This window comes from Amycolatopsis sp. NPDC043889 (assembly GCF_056435645.1).
The window spans coordinates 61,053-80,477 of record NZ_JBWKEC010000016.1; the positions used below are offsets into that span (position 1 = coordinate 61,053).

Here is a 19,425-nt window from a genome sequence, read left to right on the forward strand (position 1 = left end):
TTCATGACCGCCATCCCCGAGACGGCCACCGCGGCCGCGTCCGGTGCCAACGCGACCGAACGGTTCAAGAGCGACAAGTTCGCCGGCGTCGCCGGAACGCCGAAGGAGCGGGTCAGCCTGCTGGCCCGCGAGGTGCTGGAAGCCGTGCACGGCACGATCCGGAAGCACAAGGTCACCTACGACGAGTACAACGCGCTCAAGTCGTGGCTGATCGGCGTCGGCGAGGACGGCGAGTGGCCGCTGTTCCTCGACGTCTGGGTGGAGCACGTCGTCGAAGAGGTCGCCACCGAGCACCGTGAGGGCAACAAGGGCACCATCGAGGGGCCGTACTACGTGCCCGGCGCGCCCGAGCAGGGTGCTCACGGTTCGGTCCCGATGCGGGACGACGAACCCGGTACGCCGCTCGTCTGGACCGGTCAGGTCACCTCCACCGACGGCACGGCGCTGGGCGGGGCGAAGGTCGAGCTGTGGCACGCCGACGCGGACGGCTTCTACTCCCAGTTCGCGCCGGGCATCCCGGAGTGGAACCTGCGCGCGAGCTTCACCGCCGACGCCGATGGCAGGTTCGAGATCCACACCGTGCGCCCGGCGCCGTACCAGATCCCGACCGACGGCTCCTGCGGCAAGCTCATCGCCGCGGCGGGCTGGCACGCGTGGCGTCCGGCGCATCTGCACGTCAAGGTCTCGGCCCCGGGGCACGAGCTGCTCACCGCCCAGCTGTACTTCCCCGGCGACGAGCACAACGACGACGACATCGCTTCGGCGGTCAAACCGGAACTGGTGCTCGACCCGCGCCCGTCAGGCCATGGCGAGACCGTCGAGTACGGCTTCGTCCTCGACCCCGAACGTTCCTGACCAGTGTCCCTTTTGGAGTGACCGATGCTCTACCACGTGCGCATGGACGTTCGCCTGCCGCCGGATCTCGATCCGGTGGAGCGGGCCGACCTCGTCACGCGCGAAAAGGCGTACAGCCAAAAGCTTCAGCGCGAAGGCAAGTGGCCGCAGCTGTGGCGGATCGCGGGCGAGTACGCGAACTTTTCGATCCTGGACGTCGCCGACCACGACGAGCTGCACACGCTGCTGTCCGGTCTGCCGTTGTTCCCGTACATGGACATCGCGGTCACGCCGCTGGCTACGCACCCGTCCAAGGTCGGTCTCTGAGGATCACTCGGCTCTCTTCGCGAAGAGGGGCCCCTTCGAAGCGATCATCCCGATGCCGAAGCCCAGCACCGAAATCCCGAACATGATAAGTATGAAGCCGCCGATCTTCGCCTCGGCGTCGGTGTCCGGGCTGCGCGCCGACTTCGAGGAACGGGCGACCACGGCGTCCGGATCGGCGATCGCGTCGACCCCGACGTAGAACAACGCGATCGAGGCGAGGATCAGGAAGATGCCGCCGGCGATGCGCTTGCCGGACCGGCGCGGTGGAGCGGCGCCTTGGCTGTCCTCAGTGGAGTTGGACTCTGACATGGGCTGCAAGATATCAGCGGCCGCCGACGAACGTGAGGTGAGAACGGCGACGCAGGCGGAACCCCGACGCGAGGGCCACCGTGGCGAGCAGGAGCACGAAGGCCGCCACGCCGTGCGCGAAACCTCGGGTCAGGTAGCCGATGTCCGTGTGGTCGATGGCGTAGGTGCCGATCTCACGGCTCGACCAGAACGGCAGCAAGCGCGCGATCAGGCTCGACGGATCGGCCATCATCTGGAGACCGACGACCGCCAGCAGCACGAGCGTGCCTTCGAGTTCCCTGGGCAGCACCGCACTGAGCAAAAGCCCGAACGGCGCCGACACGGCGACCGTCAGCACCATGACCAAGGCGACCGAGCCGTACCGGACGTCGTGCTGGTCGACGAGGATCAGCACGAAGTACGGCGCGGACAACAGGAACCCGACCGTCCACAGTGCACTCAAACGACCGAGGTACAGGTCGTGGGAACGGTAACCCGAAAGCCGCAGCCGAGGCTCCATGGCACGGCTCGCGCTGCCCGCGAACAGCGCGGCGGTGCTCAACGCCCAGCCGAGGCCGAGGCAGACGAAGCGGATCGACTGTCCGAGGTGGTCACCACGCCTGCTCAGATAGAACACCAACGGCAGCAGCAGGAGGATCAGCAGGACCGACCGGCGGCGCAGCAGTTCGCGCAGCGACATCTCGGCGACCGTCAGGATCTTCTTCACGCGACAGCCTTCCTGGCCGGGGAAAGTTCGAGCACGGTGTCGACGCGGTCCAGCTGGTTCAGCAGGTGGGTCACCACCACGATCGCCTTGCCTGCCTCGCGCCACTGCCAGACCTGATGCCAGAAGTCGAGGTACGTGCCCTTGTCGAAACCCTGATAGGGCTCGTCGAGCAGCAGCACGTCCGGGTCGCCGAGCCCGGCGAGCACGAGGTTCAGTTTCTGCCTGGTCCCACCGGAAAGGTGCCGGGCCTGTGTGCCGCGTCCGGGCGTCCAGTCCAGCGCCGCGGCGCGGGCGGCGCCGATCCGTGCCGACTCTTCGCGGGCCATCCCGCGCCCGGCGCCGATCAGCACGAAATGCTCACCCGCGTCGAGGAAATCCGCCGTGCCACCGTCCTGCGGGCAGTAGCCGAGTGAACCGCGCACGCGGACCTCGCCCTTGTCCGGGCCGGTGATCCCGGCGCAGATACTCAGGAACGTGCTCTTGCCACAGCCGTTCGCCCCGATCACCGCGGCGATCTCGCCCGAGCGCACCACGAGGTCGACACCGTCCAGCACCGTCCGCCTGCCGTATTTCTTCGTGATACCCCTGGCTTCCAGCAGCACTTCGCCCGGCCGACGCCGGGGACGTCCCACACTGTCGGCCACGGCCGAGGCGTACGCGGCGGGCGGCCCGAAGACCCGGATCGGGTCTCCGCCGCTTTCCCGCAGATGCACGGCCGCCTCCGCGACCACTTGCCGCGCCGCGTCCCCGCCGACGCCCCGGCGACGCAGTTCGTGCGTCAGCGCGGAAAGCCATCCGTCGTGGTTCATCTTCCCTCCCGCAAGATCGAGGCCACCCCGGCGGAGAACTCCTGCCAGTCGGAGGTGGCGTGCCGCAGTGTTTCCCGGCCTTTCGCGGTGATCCGGTAGTACTTGCGCGCGGGCCCGGCCGTCCCGTCCCGCCAGCTCGCGGTGACCAGGCCGAACCGCTGCAACCGCAGCAGTACCGGATACAGCGTGCCGCCCTGGATGGGGCCCAGCCCGGCGGCGTCGAGCGACTGGGCCAGCTCGTAGCCGTAGGACTCACGCTCGGCGACCAGCGCCAGCACGCACGGCGCCAGCACCCCCCTCAGCCACTGGCCTCGCCGGTCCTGATCCACGTCGAGCAATGTAGCAGTCCTACCTAGATAGCACTACAAGCTAGTTCTGTCTCTGTGCTTGGAGCCGGATCTCGCGTGTCTCGGGACGGATGACACGGAGGGTGCGAGTTCCGCTTCCAAGCACGCGAGATCCGTCTCCAGTCACGCGAGATCCGTCTCCGATCACGCGACTTCGGCCGCGAGGCGAGGCAGTGGTTTCGTTTGCGCGGCACCAAGCCCGGGTATGCGGCGCCATGCCGGAAACCAACGCCGTCGCCGCGGAGATCGACCTCGAAATCATGGGATCCATCCCCGAACCACGCCACCGTCTGCGAGGAAAACGGCCGGAACGAGCGTCGTCGTGAACCGGGCGGCAGTACTGCTGGGGCTGGGTCTCGGCGGCTTCGTCGACGGTATCTTCGCCCATCAGATCCTGGGCTGGCATCACCTGCTCTCGAGCTGGTATCCCCCGGTCACCCCCGCGAACCTGCATCTCAACATGGTGGGTGACGGGTTGTTCCACCTGCTGTGCTTGATCTTCGTGGTCCTCGGTGTGGTGCTGCTGAACCAGGGTGATCGCCTGGCTCCCCGGAGGCTCTGGGGTGGGCTGGCGGTCGGCTGGGGCGTGTTCAACCTCGTCGAGGGCACCGTCGACCATCTGATCCTCGGCGTGCACCACGTCCGCGCCGGTCCCGGCCAGCTGGCGTACGACCTCGGTTTCCTGCTGCTCGGCGTCTTCCTGGTGGTGATCGGTGTACTGCTTTCCCGATCGGCTCCCTCGCTCGCGCGCGACTGATCCGGGTTCGAGCCGTGGGCGCGGGGTACCCGGTGGCATGGACAGATTCCTGAGCATCTACCTCAACGACCAGCTCGCGATGGGCGTCGCCTGGCGGGAACTGGCTCGCCGGTCCCGGAAGGCGAATCAGGGCACCGAAGTCGGTGAGGCACTGACCCGCGTCGCGTCGGGCATCGCCGAAGACGTCGAGACCTTCCGGGACATCATGCGCGAACTGGGAATCCGGCGGAATCCCGTCAAGAGCACGCTGACCGCGCTGGCGGAGCGCGCCGGTCGACTCAAGCCCAACGGACGGCTGAGGAGCTATTCCCCGTTGAGCCGCTTCGAAGAACTCGAATTCCTGATCATGGGTATCGAGGGCAAGAAGCAGTTGTGGGAAACGCTGGACCGCCTCGCGGGACTGCGCTCGCGCCTGCCCGGCGTCGACTTCGCGCGGCTGATCGAGCGGGCGGGGGAACAGCGCGCCCTTCTCGAGCCGCACCGCGTCCGGGCGGGAACCGAGGTCCTCCAAGGCTGAGGTCGCACGCCGGCCACGTTTTCCCGTGCGGAGCGGGTCCGAGCTCACCGGCGAGCGGCCCGGCGGACCAAGGCGGTGAATCTCCTCGAGGAAGCCGGGCGGTCGGTACCACCGCCGACGGACGGCTGGAGTACCTCGATTCCGGCCTCCCGCCCGAGCAGGCGGTTCAGCAGGGGTGTCGAGGTGGCCGAGCGGCATCAGCGCCTGGTCCGCTCGCGTATCGACATGGTCCGCGGCTATGCCGAGACCTTGGGATGCCGTCGCCGGTACCTGCTCGGCTATTTCGGCGCACAGCTGCCCGAGCTCTGCGGGAACATTCGCCGTCCCGCACCCCGAACGGGGGCGAGGCATGGTGATGTCGGTGGACCGGGACCGGCTACAAGACCCTTGCCCGGTCCGCCGTCGACGAGCACGATCTGCTCTCCACCGACGAGACCTCTTGACACACTTCGCGAATAGGAAATGGACATCGTGGGTATTCAGTGCCATGACGCCGGCGGCCATGGGGCGCTGTCGACGAGGAAGGAGTAGATCGTGTATCGACATACTCCAGACCCGAGCATGGAGAGGAGCGACTCCGACGCCGACGTGGCTGATACGGAGTCCGGAGCCGTCCTGGGCGCACCGATCGACACCGCCGTGAGGTCGGCTTTCGAGGAGCTCGTTCCGGCACAGGCAGGCGAAGCCGCCCTGCTCCGCCGGAAACTGAGGGACTGGCTGGACGTGTTGCCCATCGACGCGAACAGCAAGTACGACATCACCATCGCCACGTACGAGGCGATGGCCAACACGGCGGTGCACGCCTACCCCGGCAGGCGAGGCTGGGTCCGCCTTTACGCCGACTGGGCGGGTGACGCGATCACGGTCACGGTGACCGATACGGGGGACGGCATTCCCGCGGCGCGGTCGCGTACGGACAAGCCCGCTTCCGGTGGCCGTGGCCTGAGCCTGATCGACGAGGTCACCGACCAGATGACCATCGACACCGGTGCGCACGGCACGCGGGTGGCCATGGTGTGGCGGCCTGCCGCGCTCCGCCAGAACACGGCGTCCTGACCGGACCGCCCTAGCGCGCCCCCACCGAGACGGCGGGACTCGGACCCGGGCCCGAAAGCGGAGTCGGCCCGAACCAGTCGAGGCACACCACCATCGCGTCGTCTTCGGCCTGCTCGCCGTGGCGGCGGGTGGTGAGTTCCCTCAGCACGGAGCCCGGGACGTGGGCGGCGGGCAGATCGGCGGTCGCGACGACCGCCTCGGCGAGTTCGCGTTCCCCGTAGCGTTCACCGTGTGGCCCGGCCGCGTCGTAGACGCCGTCGCTGACGAACACGAACCGGTCTCCGTCGACGGCCTGGAATCGCTGGGCGGTGTAGAGCGTGTCCTCGAACGTGCCGAGCGGCAGCTGTTCGTCGAAGTGGACCTGCTCGGCTTTTCCGTCCCGCAGCCGCCACAAGCGCGGCGATCCCGCGTCGACGACGTCGGCCGTTCCGGTGGCGAGGTCGAACTCCAGCAGCAACGCCGAGACGTGCTGGGCGCCGCGATAGTGCGCGTAGAGTGCTTGGTCGGCGAGTTCGGCCTGGGCGTCGAGGGCGACTCCGGCGCGGCGGGCGTTGCGCAGCGCGTTGACGGCGAGATTGGTCAGCAGCGCGGCTTCACTGCCCTCCCCCATGCCGTTGATGAGCGTGACGGCGAGTTTGTGGGCGGAGGCGGACCAGTCGAAGCAGTCGCCGTAGATGGCGTACGCGGGTTCGAGCTGGCCGCCCAGCGCGAACTCAGCGCGTGTGCAGGCCCGGCCGGGCAGGAGCTGCCATTGCATCTCCGCGGCCAGCGTCAGCCGGGAGGAACGCCGGGCCTGGATGTAGAGATCGGTGTCGCGGTCGGCGACGAACAGTTCGTGCGCCAGCGCTTCGGCGAACCGCTCGAGTTCGGCCCACACCGGTGGTTCCGGCTCCTCGGGCAGGGTCACCGCGAGGATCCCGAGCCGGTCACCACGGACGCTGACCGGCAGGTACCCGGTCACGCTCGCGCCGTCGTGGCCGAACGTGGCGGCCTGCGTGACGAAGGCCGCCCCCGGCGTCGTGCCCTCGACCGGGATCGGGTCCGACGTGTAGGGCAGCGTGCTCACCCGGCACAGCTCGGTGAGGGCGTAATCGGCCATCAGGAGCTCGACCGCCCGTGCCCCGAAATGCTCGGAAAGCGCCGAGCGCAGGGCGGCGGGCAGGTCGTGAGGAGGGACGTCCCGCAAAAGACGCTCCACCGCCAGGGATCTGTCCAACGCCCCGCCTCCCGCTCACCGGATCGCGCACCGGGCAGGCACACGTTGAGTCTGTTGAGTCTGCGCCGTCCCGGCGTGCCGGTCTACGGCGATTCGCGCGAGCTGTGCTGCAGGAACGAGCATAAGGATGCCAGAGTGGACACCGTGGATCGGTCCCGCGAGCAGCCAACCCCGGACGGGACGGCTGCGGTGTTCGACCTGCCCGGCCTCGTCGAGCTCGTGGTCGAGCGGATGCAGGACGTTTCCCCGCGGCCGCTGTCCACCGCCCAGCTGCGCGCGGTGATCGCCCTGGACCACCACGACGGGCTGAACCTGCGCACCCTGGCCGAGTTGCTCGGCTCGACCCCGCCACTGGTGAGCCGTCTCTGCGACCGGCTCGAAGCGGTCGGTTTCCTCGAACGCCTGCCGAGCACCCGCAGCCGCCGCGAACTCATGTTGCGGTTGAGCGAGCGCGGGCGCGGGTACCTGCGGGAGATCCGCGCCCGGCGGCGGGAGAACGTCGAGGCGGTACTCGACAAGATGACCCCCGCCGGGAGGGCCGCGCTGGCCGCCGGACTGCGGGAATACCACGCCGCCGGCACCGGGGACGAGGTCGGCCGCGGGGCGCCGTGAGGCCCCGCTATTGCGGGGGTACTCTCTCAACTGTTGTCATATGACAATAGTTCACCGGCGTACAGCAGAGCGCGCCCCAAACCGCAGGAGGACAACGGTGCTGGGGACGGACGATGCCCCCGTTCGGGAGCTGCTGACGCGGGCCCTCGACGACGACCACGCCACGCTGGTGGGCGAATGGGTCCATCGGCAGCTCGAGCCGCCCGCCGTGGCGCACACCGAGCAGGATCTCCGCCGCGAGGCCGCCGAACTGCTGGAAGCGCTGCGTGCCGCACTGGGCACGACGATGCCCGCCGACCGGATCGTGGCGCGGGACGGCGCGGTCCGTGACGCGCTGACTTCGCTGTCGGAGCGCCGGGCTCGCGCGGGCGCCGAACCGTCGGCCACCGCCATGGCGATCCTGTCGCTCAAACGCATGATGCTGGCCGCCGTCGAGCGGCACACCGATGACGCGGAACTGCGCTACCGGGCGGCGCTGCTGGTCAGCGAACTGCTCGACAGCGCCGGCATGCTGACCTTCGCGGTCTACGCCACCGGGCGCGAACAGATCATTCGCCAGCAGCACCACCAGATGCTCGAACTGTCCACCCCGGTCGTGCGGCTGTGGCGGCACGTGCTGGCGGTGCCGCTGATCGGCACCCTCGACAGCGCGCGCACGCAGGTCGTGATGAACAACCTCCTCGAGGCGATCCAGACCCACGAAGCCCGGGTCGCGATCATCGACATCACCGGCGTGCCGACCGTCGACACCGCGGTGGCCCAGCACCTGTTGCAGACCGTCAGCGCGGTCCGGCTCATGGGCGCGGAATGCGTCGTCAGCGGCATCCGGCCGTCGATCGCGCAGACCATCACCCAGCTGGGCATCGACCTGTCGCATATCGTCACCCGCGGCTCCCTCGCCGACGCGCTGGCCACCGCGATGCGGCTCATCGGCGACAGCACCCACGCGGGCGCGGTGACGGAGTGAGCGCCGAGGCGGGACTGCCGATCCTGCGGCTCGGCGACATCCTGCTCACCGGCCTGCTCAGCGACCTGGACGACAAGACCGCCCTGCGGTTCACCGAAGAGCTCACCACCCGCATCTCCGACGAAGGCATCCGCGGCGTCATCATCGACATCTCACGGCTGGAGATCATCGACTCCTTCGTCGCGCGGGTCCTGATGCAGCTCGCCGACACCGGACGCCTGCTCGGCGCCACGATGATCGTCGCCGGGATGCGCCCCGCGGTCGCGATCACGCTGTCCGAACTAGGGCTCCAGCTCACCGGCGTCCGGACCGCGCTCAACGCGGAACAGGCGATGGAACTGCTGGGCTGGCGCCGCCCCGCCGAGGCGCCTCATGCTCCCTGACGAACTCACCGACCCCGGACGCGACGTTCCGCCCCTCGAACACGCCGTCCGCGCCGAAGAGGATCTGCTCACCGCCCGGCACGCCGTGCGGTCCAGCGCGGTCGCCGCGGGGTTCTCCATCGTCGACCAGACGAAGATCGTCACCGCGGCCAGCGAACTGGTCCGCAACGCCTACATCCACGGTGGCGGTGGAACCATGACGATCACCGTGCTCCGCGACGACCGCGGCCGGATCGGGTTGCGGCTGCGCGTCCGGGACGACGGGCCCGGCATCGCCGACGTCGACCAGGCGATGACCGACGGCTTCAGCACCGGCGCCGGGCTCGGGCACGGCCTCGGCGGCACACGCCGCCTCGTCGACGAATTCACCATCGACACCGCCCCCGGCCGCGGCACGACCATCACGATCACGCGCTGGAAGCCATGACCGGCATCGTGGTTCCCCCGCCCTCGCGCCACCTGCGCGTCGACCACGCCAGCGCCGTCTACGCCGCCGCACGGACCGCCCGTGAGACCGGGCGGGCAGGCGGGCTGCCCTCGGTGCTCACCGAACGCGCGGCCGTCGTGACCTCCGAGCTGGCGGGGAACCTCGACCGGCACGCGATCAACGGTTCGATCGTCGTGCAGCGGCCCGCGATCGGGCTCGGCATCGACGTCCTTGCCGCCGACGACGGCCCGGGGATGGCCGACGTCGGACATTGGCTGCTCGACGGCAACACCACCACCGGCACGCTCGGCACCGGCCTCGGCGCGGTCGGCAGGATGGCCACCGTCTTCCGGATCCGCTCGGCGCCCCGGTCCGGCACCCTCGCCGCGGCCCGGATCCTCCTCCCCGGGACACCGGCCGGACCCGCCGCCGCGGTCGGGCATTTCTGCCTCCCCCGCGACGGGGAAGACCACTGCGGCGACGCCATCGCCCTCGCCGAACTGACCGGCGGCTGGGCCGCGGTCGTCGTCGACGGCCTCGGGCACGGGCCCGACGCCGCCGAAGCCGCCGACACGGCGATCCGCGTGTTCCGCCAGAACCCCGACCGCCCGTTCCCCCATCAGCTGGCGACCATGCACCGCGCCCTGCGCACCACCCGCGGCGCCGCCGTCGCGCTCGCCCGGATCGCGGCGGGCAGGCTCGAATTCTGCGGAGTCGGCAACGTCAGCGGCACGACGATCAGCGGGGACGGCCGGTCGCGACTGCTGCTCAGCATCCCCGGTGTCGTCGGCTACGCCCTGCCCGCCGCTCAAGTCCGGCACACCGCGCTCACCGCCGGCGACCTCGTCGTGCTGCACACCGACGGCGTCGACCACACCTGGCGCACACCGGCGAGCGCGACGCAGCCGTCGAACGCGCTGCTTCTCGCCGCCGATCTCTCCCACCGTCACCGCAACCCCCGCGACGACGCCGCCATGATCGCCCTCCACCCGGACCAGCTCGGCTGATGCATCCACACCTCGCCCGGCTCCGCCGCCGCCTCCGCGCCGCCTGCGCCGTAGCCGGCGTCCCCGTCGAAGACCGCGCCCGTCTCGTCATGGCCGCGACGCTGCTCGCCGAACCGGCCTTCGGCACGGGCACGGAAGTCACGCTCGAAACCACCACCACCGACGGCCTCCTCGCGGTCACCGTCCGGCTCCCCCACCCGGTCGAACGACCGCGGCGCAACACCCTCCCGCTGCTGCCCGACGCCGAAGACGACACGAGCCTCACCTGGCACCTCCCCACGGGAACCGTCCGGCATCCCGTCCCGGCCGGCGACGACCAGGCCACCGATGAGGAAACCCTCGCGCTCATCGCCCGCGCCGACGCGCTCGCGCAGGAACAGCGGGAGCTCAAGCACGAACTCGCCGAAACCAACAGCGGCGTGCTGGCCATGTACATCGAACTCGAACAGCGCGACGAACAACTCCGCCGCGCGCATTCCGTCATCTTCCGCGAACTCGAAGACGCGCTACGGCCCGGCCCGCCCGCCGTGCCGGGGCTCGAACTGGCCGTCCACTACTCGCCGACCGACCAGGACTCCCCCACCGGCGGCGACCTCTACGACTGGTTCGTCCTTCCCGGCGGTCAGCTGCACATCACCCTCGTCGACGCAGTCGGGCACGGTGTCACCTCTACCCGCCATGCCCTCACCGTCACCCACGCGATCCGCACCCTCGCGCTGGAAGGCCACCCCTTCCGCGACCTCATCGCCCGTACCGCGCGCACCCTCGCCACGATCGAGCCCGACCTCATGGCGACCGTGATCCTCGCCAGGATCGACCCCGCGACCGGCGAACTGACCCTCGCCAACGGCAGCCACCCCGCCCCCGTACTGGCCACTGTGGACGGTCGAGCGCGGCTGCTGCGCTCCCCGGTCGTCGGCCGCGGGATCGGCTTCCCCGATCCCGGCAGCCCCGAACTCCGCCACCACACCCTCGACCACGGGGACACCCTGCTCCTCTACACCGACGGCCTCGTCGAAAGCCGCAAGGACTATCTCGAAGGCCAAGACCGGCTCCTGGATCTCGCCCCCGCGTACGCCACCCTCCCCATCACCGAGCTTCCCCGGGAACTGGCCGGCCGGATGCACGACGTCGTCCTGCACGCCGACGACACCGTCGTCCTCGCCGTCCGACGGCCACTTCCCGGGGGGAGCCTCAGCAGGCAGGCGGAGTGAACGTCCCGTTCTGCGCGACGACGTCACCGATATCCGCGAAGCCCACGTGATTGTTCTGATGGCTGAGGAGAAGAACCCAGTTCCCGCCCCGGGGACTCTTCCATCCCGGGAACTGGCAGATGGCCGCCACGTCGTCGGCGGGCAGGGGAAGCCATCGTTTACTTGAGGGGAAGGTCAAATGTGGCGTGCTGCGTGCTGGAGGCACGGCCTGCCGGGCCGATCGCGACCCCACTGTCCACAAGGGACACAAAGACTCCCCTGAATGCCTGATTTGGGCGTTTTGCGTGGGGGTCGTGAGTGGCAATGATCGTTCTTACCGTCTTTGCCACTCACGACCCGGGCGAGAAGCGGACATCATGACATCAATCGGGCGCACAATCGTCGTGAAGCGTCCCAGGCGTTCTCCTGAACTGCCTTCTCTGCCGGAATCGCACAGCCCCGGGCGGACCGTCCCTGTGCCGCAAGGCACGTCGTGGAAGTCGCCGGCGCCGTTCAGTGACCACAGTGGACAGTGGGTGGCGACGCGGGACATCGTCGTGGCGGCCACGGTGCCGCTCCGCGGAGACGCCGAGGTGCTCGAAAAGACAGGGTAGGGCTCAGTCTGCCGCGAGGATTTCGGCCAGCCGGAGAGTGTCCCGGAGATAGCGCTCGTAAGGAAAGCCGGCCGCGATGAGCCCTTCACGCAACTCGTCATAAAGTGGCTTTCCCGCGGCATGGAAGGCTTTCCGGCCGAGGTCGGTGATCCGGACCAGCCGGCGCCGCGCGTGTTCGGGGTCGACGGTGATCCGCACCAGCCCGTCCGCTTCGAGTGGTCGCAGGGCCCGGCTGATCGCCGGGTCGGAGACCGACAGCGCCTGGGCGAGCCGGTGCTGCGTCGTCGGCTCGATGTCCTCGAGCGTGCCCAAAAGCCGTATCTGGCTGTAAGTCAAACCATCGGGGCCGTCAGCGCGCCGCCGGGCCGCTTCGCCCATCAGCATGACCACCCGGTGCAGCAAGTCCGCGAGTCCGTCGTCCACGATCTCACCATACCAGAGTGTTGACGAGTTAATATTAACTAGGTAAGACTGAAGCCATGGACACCTTCGCTTACCTCGCCCAATCCGCCTTCCCGCTGGTCTGGATCGTCGTGCCCGCCGTCGGAGCCTTCCTCCGTGCCCGCCACGCGACGTCATCTCAGGAACGACTCGAAATCTGGCAGCGCTGGTGGGCCATCGGCGCCTTCGGCTGCGGCAGCCTGTGGATGACGGTCACTTTTCTCGCCTTCCCGGAGGTCATGGCCACGGCGATCGGCTTCGACCGGACGCCGTTCATGTTCGAGATCGCCTTCGCGAACCTCGCGCTGGCCGTGATGGGCTTCCGGGCCGCCTCGGCGTCCGCGCGCGAACGCGTCACCATCGGCATCGGCGGCGGGATGTTCCTCTGGGGAGCCGTGATCGGCCACGTTTACCAGTGGTTCGCCAACGGTGACCACTCCCCCGGCAACACCGGCGGAGTCCTCGTCAACGACATCCTGATCCCGGCGGTCATGATCATCCTTGCCGTGCGATCCCGGCGGCTCGCGACCGTCCCGCGGCCCGCCGCGGAACTCGCCGCTTGAGCCCGCGGGAGCTGTCCTCATGACGACGACACAGACCGACCAAGCGACCGGAAAGGCCGCCGAGCGGCTCAGCGTCTTCGTCGACGCGGTGATCGCGATCGCGCTCACCTTGCTGGCGCTGGATCTCCCGATCCCCCACGGCGACACCACCGGCGCCATGCTGAGCTCGATCTCGGACCACGGCAAGGAATACTTCGCCTTCGCGCTCGGCTTCGCGGTGATCTCCGCCCACTGGCGCGCGCACCACGAGATCTTCCCCTACGTCCGCTCGCTGAGCGGCCGCCTGATCAGCCTCACCCTGGTCTGGCTGTTCATGCAGGTCCTGATGCCGTTCGCGACGCGGGTCATCACCGCCGAGGGAGCGTTCCCGCTCCGGTTCAGCCTGTACGCGATGGTGCAGGTCCTGGCCTCCGCGTCGTTCGCGCTGATCATCAGGGAGATCCGGCGCGAACACCTGTACGTGACCGACGGACCGCCCCGGGTGTTCGCCCAGAGCCTGACGCGCAGCATCTGCTTGGCCGCGGTGTTCGGGATCTCCGTGCCCGTCTCGTTCCTGACGGACGACGCCGTCGCCTACCTGTGCTGGCTCGCGGCGCCTGTCACGCTCGCCGTCGCCCGCCGCGTCCAGGACCGCAGGTCGTCCGGCACCTGAGCGGCCTGACCGGACCGGGTCAGCGCAGCGCCGTCAGGACGTAGTCGTCGCCGGACTGCCACACCGGCGCCACTTCGGCGAAGCCCGCTTCCCGGAGCAGCCTGGTGTGTTCCTGCGGGCTCAGCCGGTTGCCGTAGCCGGTCGAGATGCCGCGCAACTCGTCGGCCGTGAACCGCTCCCGCAGCGCGGGATCGGCGGCGACCGCCGCCCACCAGGCCTTCCATTCCTCGTTGGCGCCGACCCCGGCACGGACCGCCCGCCGGTTCTTGACCACCTCGGCGAGGTCGCGGACACCGGGTTGTTCGTCGTAGAGGTGGTCGCCGTTGACGAGCGCTCCGCCCTCCCTCAGCGCTCCGGCGAGGTCACGGTAGACGTCGGCGAGCCGCTCGGGACGCAGCCAGTGCAACGCGGTCGTCGAGACTGCGGCGTCGACCGGCCCCCATTTCAGCCAGCCGCTCTCGGCGAGGTCGGCTTGGAGGTACTCGATGTCCGCCTGCCGCGGCCGGGTGGCCCGGGCGAGGGCGAGCAGGAACGGGTCGTTGTCCACGCCGATGACCCGTGCGCGAGGCAGCCGCCCGGCGAGCCTCGTGGCCAGCGATCCCGGGCCGCAGCCGAGGTCCAGCACCAGCGGCTCGGCGACGTCACGGCATACGTGCTCGACGACGTCGATCAGCACGGCGAAGCGTTCTTCGCGGTCCGCGACGTAGCGTTCCTGCTGGATGTCCCACCGGCGCACCCAGTCCGCCGCGAGCTTCTCGTCCACCGGCCTCCCCTTCGTGATCTTGATCCTGTGTAGCACACCCCTGGCATGGGTTACCGTGGGCGCCACAACGCAAGAAGGTGCCCGTCGGGGGAAGCCGGTGTGAATCCGGCGCTGACCCGCAACCGTGAACGGCCTGGGAAGACGTCTCAGCGCCGTGAGCCGGACTGCCCGCCGGGTACCGCCAGCCCCAACTGTCGTGGAGTACGGAGCGGGGTCCCGTTCACGTGCGGCCGCGCGCCCGGGACAGTGCTCGATGTCCCGGAGGTTCCTATGACGCGCCATCCGCTCACCCGCCGGCGGCTGCTCGCCCTGGCCGCTCTCACGCCGCTGGCCGCGTGCGGGACCGCGCCGGCGGATACCGGCCGGTTGAGGGTCGCGTTCGCCGCGGGCGGCTCGAAGGAGACCCTGGACCCGTCTCAGGTCTCCCTTTTCGTCGACCAAGCGCGGGCCAAGGCGCTCTTCGACACGCTGGTCGCCTACAACGCCGACACCTCGTTGCGGCCGCGGCTGGCCGAGTCCTGGGAAAGCGACGATTCCGGCACACGCTGGCGGATCCGGCTGCGGCGGGCGGCCTTCCACGACGGCCGTCCGGTCACGGCGGACGACGTGCTCTACACCTTCCGGCGGATCGCCGATCCCGCACTGGCGTCCTCATCACGGCAGTACTTCGCGAAGGTGGACTTCGGCCGCAGCAAAGCGGTTTCCCCTGCCGAAATCGAGCTGACACTGACGGCTTCCGACTTCGAGTTCCCGTCTGGCTGGGGCGCTCCCGGCGCGGAGATCGTGCCCGCCGGGACGACGGATTTCACGGCACCGGTCGGCTCCGGTCCGTTCCGTTTCGTCTCGTTCACCCCCGGCGGGCCGGCGGTGTTCCGCAAGAACGAGTCCCATTGGGACGGCGCGCCGGGCATCGACGAGCTGGAATTCGTACCGGTCAACGAGGAAGCCGCACGCGTCAACGCCTTGCTGTCCGGGCAGGTCGACTACGCCCACGATCTCGCGGCCGGTACCGCGGCCCGCTTGGCCGGTGACGGGCGCGTCTCGTTGCTCGAAGCCAAGGGAACGACGATGCAGGGCATGATGCTGCGCGTGACGCGGCCGCCGTTCGCCGATCCGAGGCTGGTGCGCGCCGTACTGTCCGGAGTGGACAGAGAAGCGCTGAACCGCGTCGCACTGGCCGGACGCGGCGAGATCGGCAACGACCTGTTCGGCAAAGGACTCCGCGGGTACGCCACCGGCATCCCCCAGCGCGGCCGCGATGTCGAGGCGGCCCGCTCACTCGTCCGGGAGGCGGGCGCGGAGGGGCTGGCCTTCGCCGTCGAAACCAGCGACGTCGATCCGGGCTTCGCCACCGCGGCCACCCTGATTTCCCAGCAGCTCGGGGAAATCGGGCTGAAGGTCACACCGAACACTCGCGCGTCGAGCACCTATTTCAGCGAGATCAAGACCAAGGGGGTCGCCGCGCTCACCCGTACGGCGACCCTGCCGGTGCCGACGTTCCTCAATCAGCGCTTCCGGACCGGCGGTTCGAACAACGTCAACGGTTTCGCCTCGCCGGAGTTCGACGCCCTCATGGACCGGGCCGCGGCCACCCCGGACGAGAGTGCCCGGCTGGCGCTGTTCGGTGACGCCCAGCGGATCGTGCACGAATCCGGAGGTCTGCTCGCCTGGGGGTTCAGCACCTGGACGATCGGCGTGTCGAAGCGGGTGTCCGGATTGGTGTCCGCGCCGCCGAACACCTTCGACTGGGCGAGGTTCGACCGCGCCCGGCTGTCCTGACGTGCCGGGTTACGCCGCCCGGCGGCTGGGCTTCGCCGTTCTGCAGGCGATGTTCGTGCTGATCGCGACGTTCGCCGTGACCGCGCTGCTCCCCGGCGACGCGGCGTCGGTCGTGCTCGGCGAGCAGGCCACCGACGAGCAGGTGGCGACCGTGCGCCACCGGCTCGGCCTCGACCAGCCGATCCTCGACCGGTTCGGGCACTGGTTTTCCGGGCTGCTCACCGGTGATCTCGGCCGGTCGCTCGTGACCGGCGCCCCGGTGACCGAGGAGATCGCCCGCCGCTTCGCCGCCACCGCCCTGCTCGCCGGGGTGACCCTGCTCGTGCTCGTACCGCTCGCGCTGGGCATCGGGGTGACCTGTGGGCTGCGCGAAGGGTCGAGGATCGACCGGGTGCTCACCTCGGTCACGCTGTTCCTGCACGCGATTCCCGAGTTCGTCCTCGGTCTGCTGCTGGTCGCCGGATTCGCCGTCTACACCGGTTTGCTCCCGGCGACCGCGGCCGGAACCGAGCCGGCCGCGCGCCCCGAAGTGCTCGTACTGCCGGTGATCGTGCTGGTCGCCCGGCAGCTGTGCGATGTCGCCCGGCAGCTCCGGATCGGGATCGCCGAGCAGACCCGGGGTCAGGTGGCCGGGCATCTGCGCCTGCTCGGCCTGTCCGAACGCACAGTGGTGCTGCGGCATCTCCTGCCCGCCGCCGCGGCCCCCGCCGTGCAGCAACTCGCCCGCGCCGTCGAAGGGCTGCTGACCGGCACGGTGATCGTCGAATCCCTGTTCGCGATCACCGGTCTCGGCACAGGTTTCGTCGAAGCCGTGCAGAACCGGGACATCCCGCAGGTGCAGGGATACGTGCTGACGTTCGCCGTCGTGGTCGTGCTCGGGAACCTGGTCGCCGACCTCGTGGCGCATCGGCTCACGCCGCAGCGGGAGCCCGCGACATGGTGAAGCGGACGTTCGGATGGTCCCTCCTCGCGGTGCCGCTGGTGCTCGCGATGGCCGGGCCGGTGATCGCGGGCCCCGTGGAGTCCGTCGGCGCGCCGTGGCAGGCACCGGACGCCGCTCATCCGCTCGGCACCGACGTCCTCGGCCGCGACGCGCTCACGGTGATCCTCGCGGGCGGGTTCCCCGTGATCGGCATGACGGCCGCCGCACTCGGGCTCGCCTACCTGATCGGGGTGCCGCTCGGTCTCGTCGCGGCCGGGCGGGGACGGCTGGCCGACGAGGCCGTGATGCGGTCCCTCGATCTCGTACTGGCCTTCCCGTCGCTGCTGGTGCTCATGGTGCTCGCCGCGACCGGGCACCGTGGGCCCGGCGTGCTCATTCCCGTCGTCGCCGTACTCCAGTTGCCCGCGATCACCCGCGTGGTGCGGGCCGCGGCCTTGGCGCCTGGCTGCCGCACAGCCGTGGAAGCCCTCACCTTGCAAGGACAACCGTGGTGGCGCGTCCAGCTCGGGTACGTCGCCCGGCACCTCGCCGGCCCCGTCGCGACCGACGCCGGCACACGGCTCGGCGTGGTGCTCTACCTGCTGGCGTCGGCGAACTTCCTCGGACTCGGCCTGCCCGCCGATTCCCCGGACTGGGCCGTGGTCATCGAACGCAACAGCGAAGCCCTCTACACCTCGCCCGCGGTCGTCCTCGTTCCCGCCGCGCTGCTGATGGCGTTGTGCGTCGGCACGAACCTCGTCACCGACCGGCTGCTCGCCGCCCGGCGGGTGATCCCGTGACCGTCCTGGAGATCACCGGCCTGTCCGCCCGCGCCGGCGAGACCGTTCTGCTCGACGACGTCTCACTGTCCCTCGAACCGGGCCGGGTACTCGTCGTGCTCGGCGCGTCCGGCACGGGAAAGACCACTCTGGGTCTCGCCGCGACCGGACAGGCCCGCCCGGGGATCACGCTGTCCGGGTCGGTGATGCTGGCGGGGTCCCCGCTGCTGGGCCGAACCGCTTCCGAACTGCGACGGGCCCGGGCCGGCGTCGTCGGCCACCTGCCGCAGCAGCCGTCGGCGGTACTGGACCCGGTCCGCCGCTGCGGTCCGGTGCTGGCCGAACTCGCCGCCCTCCGCCACCGCGGCCGTGCCGCGCGCCTGGCGGCGGCCCGCACCGCGCTGGCGGAATCGGGACTCGAACAGACGTTGTGGCGCCGGTTCCCGCACCAGCTGTCCGGCGGGCAGCAGCAGCGCATGGCCCTCGCCACCACTCTCGTGAACCGGCCACGGGTGCTGGTCCTCGACGAGCCGACCAGTGGTCTCGACGCGGCGAACAGGGCCGTGCTCACCGCCCGGCTCGCGGAGCTTTCCCAGGCCGGGACGGCATTGCTGATCCTGACCCACGACCTCACGCTGGCCCGTGCCCTGGCCGGCGAAGTCGCCGAACTCCGCGACCACCGCTTGGTGCCGTCCCCGACGGTCCCCGAACCCGTTCGCATCGATGGCCCGCCGCCCCCGTCGCCGTCCTCGCCGGTGCTCGTCGTTCGCGGGCTCACCGTGCGCGCCGGGCGGACGACGCTCGTCGAGGACTTCGACCTGGAGCTGGCGGCGGGCAGCCGGACCACGCTCGCCGGCACGTCGGGCGCGGGCAAGACGACCCTCGCCCGCGCGCTCGCCGGATTGACCCCACCGAGCGCGGGCACGATCGAAATCGACGGTTTCCGGCTTCCCCGCCTCGCCCGTCGTCGCACTCGCGCGCACCTGCGCGCGGTCCAATACGTCCACCAGGACAGCCGCGCGTCCTTCGACGAATTCCGCGACGTGCTCGACCAGGTGGCCGACACCGCCCGTCTCCTTCGCGGCCTCAGCCGCGCGGACGCCCGGCTCGAAGCGACGGAGACCCTGCGCTCCCTCGGTATCGAAGCGGCCGACCGCCGCCCCGGCCTGCTCTCCGGCGGCCAGCTCCAGCGCTGCGCCGTGGCCCGTGCGCTTCTCGCCCATCCCAGGGTGCTGATCTGCGACGAAGTGACCTCGGCGCTCGACGCGGCCAACCGCACGCGGCTGCTGGACGTTCTCGCCGCCGCTGCGAATCGGCACGCCACCGCGCTGCTCATGATCAGCCATGACGACGCCTCGGCTCCGCTCACGATCACAATGAGGGCTATGCCGTGATTCACCGGCTGATCATGGCGCCTCTCGACTGTCCATAAGGGACAGTTTCGG

General features: G+C 70.0%; 25 protein-coding genes and 1 riboswitch. Of the genes, 18 read left to right on the forward strand and 7 right to left on the reverse strand.

Annotation, left to right across the window (positions count from 1 at the left end; all coding sequences use genetic code 11):
• Positions 1–3: 3 nt before the first annotated feature.
• Positions 4–855 (forward strand): catechol 1,2-dioxygenase, encoded by an 852-nt coding sequence (catA, locus tag AC0685_RS26520; protein ID WP_478227985.1) that lies wholly within the window; start codon positions 4–6, stop codon positions 853–855.
• A 24-nt stretch (positions 856–879) separates the two neighbouring features.
• The gene (gene catC, locus AC0685_RS26525) at positions 880–1,161 is read left to right on the forward strand and encodes a muconolactone Delta-isomerase (RefSeq protein WP_478227986.1); all 282 of its coding nucleotides are present in this window, start codon (positions 880–882) and stop codon (positions 1,159–1,161) included.
• Positions 1,162–1,164: 3 nt separating this feature from the next.
• Here catC and AC0685_RS26530 read toward each other — a convergent pair whose 3' ends face one another.
• The 4 genes from AC0685_RS26530 to AC0685_RS26545 are packed head-to-tail and all read right to left on the reverse strand — an operon-like array spanning position 1,165 to position 3,314.
• Complete coding sequence (locus tag AC0685_RS26530; RefSeq protein WP_478227987.1) at positions 1,165–1,470, reverse strand: hypothetical protein; 306 nt, start codon at positions 1,468–1,470, stop codon at positions 1,165–1,167.
• A gap of 13 nt (positions 1,471–1,483) precedes the next feature.
• Positions 1,484–2,176: an ABC transporter permease gene (locus tag AC0685_RS26535; RefSeq protein ID WP_478227988.1), complete on the reverse strand. Its 693-nt coding sequence runs from the start codon at positions 2,174–2,176 to the stop codon at positions 1,484–1,486.
• On the reverse strand, positions 2,173–2,985 hold the full coding sequence (locus AC0685_RS26540; RefSeq protein WP_478227989.1) for an ATP-binding cassette domain-containing protein: 813 nt from the start codon (positions 2,983–2,985) through the stop codon (positions 2,173–2,175). Before AC0685_RS26540 ends, AC0685_RS26535 begins: the two co-directional genes overlap by 4 nt.
• On the reverse strand, positions 2,982–3,314 hold the full coding sequence (locus AC0685_RS26545) for a PadR family transcriptional regulator (protein ID WP_478227990.1): 333 nt from the start codon (positions 3,312–3,314) through the stop codon (positions 2,982–2,984). The genes AC0685_RS26540 and AC0685_RS26545 overlap by 4 nt, the downstream gene beginning before the upstream one ends.
• 340 nt (positions 3,315–3,654) lie before the next feature.
• Between AC0685_RS26545 and AC0685_RS26550 the strand changes: the two genes are divergently transcribed.
• From AC0685_RS26550 to AC0685_RS26565, 4 genes are all read left to right on the forward strand, one after another.
• Positions 3,655–4,089, forward strand: coding sequence for a DUF2243 domain-containing protein (locus AC0685_RS26550; protein WP_478227991.1), 435 nt, complete (start codon positions 3,655–3,657; stop codon positions 4,087–4,089).
• Between the two features lie 37 nt (positions 4,090–4,126).
• Positions 4,127–4,606, forward strand: coding sequence for a hypothetical protein (locus AC0685_RS26555; protein ID WP_340688082.1), 480 nt, complete (start codon positions 4,127–4,129; stop codon positions 4,604–4,606).
• A 183-nt stretch (positions 4,607–4,789) separates the two neighbouring features.
• On the forward strand, positions 4,790–5,065 hold the full coding sequence (locus AC0685_RS26560; RefSeq protein ID WP_478228104.1) for a RecQ family zinc-binding domain-containing protein: 276 nt from the start codon (positions 4,790–4,792) through the stop codon (positions 5,063–5,065).
• 102 nt (positions 5,066–5,167) lie between these two features.
• The gene (locus AC0685_RS26565) at positions 5,168–5,662 is read left to right on the forward strand and encodes an ATP-binding protein (RefSeq protein WP_478227992.1); all 495 of its coding nucleotides are present in this window, start codon (positions 5,168–5,170) and stop codon (positions 5,660–5,662) included.
• Positions 5,663–5,672: 10 nt separating this feature from the next.
• On the opposite strand, the gene AC0685_RS26570 is transcribed toward AC0685_RS26565, so the two are convergent.
• A complete protein-coding gene (locus AC0685_RS26570; RefSeq protein WP_478227993.1) occupies positions 5,673–6,878 on the reverse strand; it encodes a PP2C family protein-serine/threonine phosphatase in 1,206 nt (401 codons plus the stop codon).
• A gap of 135 nt (positions 6,879–7,013) precedes the next feature.
• Here AC0685_RS26570 and AC0685_RS26575 point away from each other — a divergent pair, with 135 nt between their 5' ends.
• The 6 genes from AC0685_RS26575 (at position 7,014) to AC0685_RS26600 (ending at position 11,488) form a co-directional block, all read left to right on the forward strand.
• Positions 7,014–7,490: a MarR family transcriptional regulator gene (locus tag AC0685_RS26575; RefSeq protein WP_478227994.1), complete on the forward strand. Its 477-nt coding sequence runs from the start codon at positions 7,014–7,016 to the stop codon at positions 7,488–7,490.
• Positions 7,491–7,587: 97 nt separating this feature from the next.
• Complete coding sequence (locus tag AC0685_RS26580) at positions 7,588–8,457, forward strand: STAS domain-containing protein (RefSeq protein WP_478227995.1); 870 nt, start codon at positions 7,588–7,590, stop codon at positions 8,455–8,457.
• Positions 8,454–8,840 (forward strand): STAS domain-containing protein, encoded by a 387-nt coding sequence (locus AC0685_RS26585; RefSeq protein ID WP_340688076.1) that lies wholly within the window; start codon positions 8,454–8,456, stop codon positions 8,838–8,840. The genes AC0685_RS26580 and AC0685_RS26585 overlap by 4 nt, the downstream gene beginning before the upstream one ends.
• Positions 8,830–9,267 carry an anti-sigma regulatory factor gene (locus AC0685_RS26590; protein ID WP_340688075.1) on the forward strand — a complete coding sequence of 146 codons (438 nt, stop codon included), beginning with the start codon at positions 8,830–8,832 and terminating at the stop codon, positions 9,265–9,267. Before AC0685_RS26585 ends, AC0685_RS26590 begins: the two co-directional genes overlap by 11 nt.
• Positions 9,264–10,274 carry a SpoIIE family protein phosphatase gene (locus AC0685_RS26595; RefSeq protein ID WP_478227996.1) on the forward strand — a complete coding sequence of 337 codons (1,011 nt, stop codon included), beginning with the start codon at positions 9,264–9,266 and terminating at the stop codon, positions 10,272–10,274. Before AC0685_RS26590 ends, AC0685_RS26595 begins: the two co-directional genes overlap by 4 nt.
• Positions 10,274–11,488: a PP2C family protein-serine/threonine phosphatase gene (locus tag AC0685_RS26600; RefSeq protein WP_478227997.1), complete on the forward strand. Its 1,215-nt coding sequence runs from the start codon at positions 10,274–10,276 to the stop codon at positions 11,486–11,488. The genes AC0685_RS26595 and AC0685_RS26600 overlap by 1 nt, the downstream gene beginning before the upstream one ends.
• Positions 11,489–12,084: 596 nt before the next feature.
• Here AC0685_RS26600 and AC0685_RS26605 read toward each other — a convergent pair.
• A complete protein-coding gene (locus AC0685_RS26605) occupies positions 12,085–12,504 on the reverse strand; it encodes a MarR family winged helix-turn-helix transcriptional regulator (protein ID WP_478227998.1) in 420 nt (139 codons plus the stop codon).
• 56 nt (positions 12,505–12,560) lie between these two features.
• On the opposite strand from AC0685_RS26605, the gene AC0685_RS26610 reads away from it, so the two are divergent.
• A complete protein-coding gene (locus AC0685_RS26610; protein WP_478227999.1) occupies positions 12,561–13,085 on the forward strand; it encodes a DUF6790 family protein in 525 nt (174 codons plus the stop codon).
• 19 nt (positions 13,086–13,104) lie between these two features.
• A complete protein-coding gene (locus AC0685_RS26615; RefSeq protein WP_478228000.1) occupies positions 13,105–13,737 on the forward strand; it encodes a TMEM175 family protein in 633 nt (210 codons plus the stop codon).
• Positions 13,738–13,756: 19 nt separating this feature from the next.
• On the opposite strand, the gene AC0685_RS26620 is transcribed toward AC0685_RS26615, so the two are convergent.
• Positions 13,757–14,500, reverse strand: a complete 744-nt coding sequence (locus AC0685_RS26620; protein WP_478228001.1) for a class I SAM-dependent methyltransferase — start codon at positions 14,498–14,500, stop codon at positions 13,757–13,759.
• A 38-nt stretch (positions 14,501–14,538) separates the two neighbouring features.
• Positions 14,539–14,690: riboswitch (cobalamin riboswitch) on the forward strand.
• 80 nt (positions 14,691–14,770) lie between these two features.
• On the opposite strand from AC0685_RS26620, the gene AC0685_RS26625 reads away from it, so the two are divergent.
• The 4 genes from AC0685_RS26625 to AC0685_RS26640 are packed head-to-tail and all read left to right on the forward strand — an operon-like array spanning position 14,771 to position 19,374.
• Positions 14,771–16,279: an ABC transporter substrate-binding protein gene (locus AC0685_RS26625; RefSeq protein ID WP_478228002.1), complete on the forward strand. Its 1,509-nt coding sequence runs from the start codon at positions 14,771–14,773 to the stop codon at positions 16,277–16,279.
• A gap of 1 nt (position 16,280) precedes the next feature.
• Positions 16,281–17,222 carry an ABC transporter permease gene (locus AC0685_RS26630; RefSeq protein ID WP_478228003.1) on the forward strand — a complete coding sequence of 314 codons (942 nt, stop codon included), beginning with the start codon at positions 16,281–16,283 and terminating at the stop codon, positions 17,220–17,222.
• On the forward strand, positions 17,216–18,001 hold the full coding sequence (locus AC0685_RS26635; protein ID WP_478228004.1) for an ABC transporter permease: 786 nt from the start codon (positions 17,216–17,218) through the stop codon (positions 17,999–18,001). Before AC0685_RS26630 ends, AC0685_RS26635 begins: the two co-directional genes overlap by 7 nt.
• Entirely contained in the window at positions 17,998–19,374 is a 1,377-nt protein-coding gene (locus tag AC0685_RS26640) for an ABC transporter ATP-binding protein (RefSeq protein ID WP_478228005.1), read from the forward strand. The genes AC0685_RS26635 and AC0685_RS26640 overlap by 4 nt, the downstream gene beginning before the upstream one ends.
• The last annotated feature ends 51 nt before the right edge of the window (positions 19,375–19,425 follow it).

Bases quoted from the DNA above. Each gene is read 5' to 3' on its own strand.
- catA (WP_478227985.1), top strand. From the start codon at position 4: ATGACCGCCATCCCCGAGACGGCCACCGCGGCCGCGTCCGGTGCCAAC.
- catC (WP_478227986.1), top strand. From the start codon at position 880: ATGCTCTACCACGTGCGCATGGACGTTCGCCTGCCGCCGGATCTCGAT.
- AC0685_RS26530 (WP_478227987.1), bottom strand. From the start codon at position 1,470: ATGTCAGAGTCCAACTCCACTGAGGACAGCCAAGGCGCCGCTCCACCG.
- AC0685_RS26540 (WP_478227989.1), bottom strand. From the start codon at position 2,985: ATGAACCACGACGGATGGCTTTCCGCGCTGACGCACGAACTGCGTCGC.
- AC0685_RS26555 (WP_340688082.1), top strand. From the start codon at position 4,127: ATGGACAGATTCCTGAGCATCTACCTCAACGACCAGCTCGCGATGGGC.
- AC0685_RS26565 (WP_478227992.1), top strand. From the start codon at position 5,168: ATGGAGAGGAGCGACTCCGACGCCGACGTGGCTGATACGGAGTCCGGA.
- AC0685_RS26590 (WP_340688075.1), top strand. From the start codon at position 8,830: ATGCTCCCTGACGAACTCACCGACCCCGGACGCGACGTTCCGCCCCTC.
- AC0685_RS26595 (WP_478227996.1), top strand. From the start codon at position 9,264: ATGACCGGCATCGTGGTTCCCCCGCCCTCGCGCCACCTGCGCGTCGAC.
- AC0685_RS26600 (WP_478227997.1), top strand. From the start codon at position 10,274: ATGCATCCACACCTCGCCCGGCTCCGCCGCCGCCTCCGCGCCGCCTGC.
- AC0685_RS26610 (WP_478227999.1), top strand. From the start codon at position 12,561: ATGGACACCTTCGCTTACCTCGCCCAATCCGCCTTCCCGCTGGTCTGG.
- AC0685_RS26615 (WP_478228000.1), top strand. From the start codon at position 13,105: ATGACGACGACACAGACCGACCAAGCGACCGGAAAGGCCGCCGAGCGG.
- AC0685_RS26625 (WP_478228002.1), top strand. From the start codon at position 14,771: ATGACGCGCCATCCGCTCACCCGCCGGCGGCTGCTCGCCCTGGCCGCT.
- AC0685_RS26635 (WP_478228004.1), top strand. From the start codon at position 17,216: ATGGTGAAGCGGACGTTCGGATGGTCCCTCCTCGCGGTGCCGCTGGTG.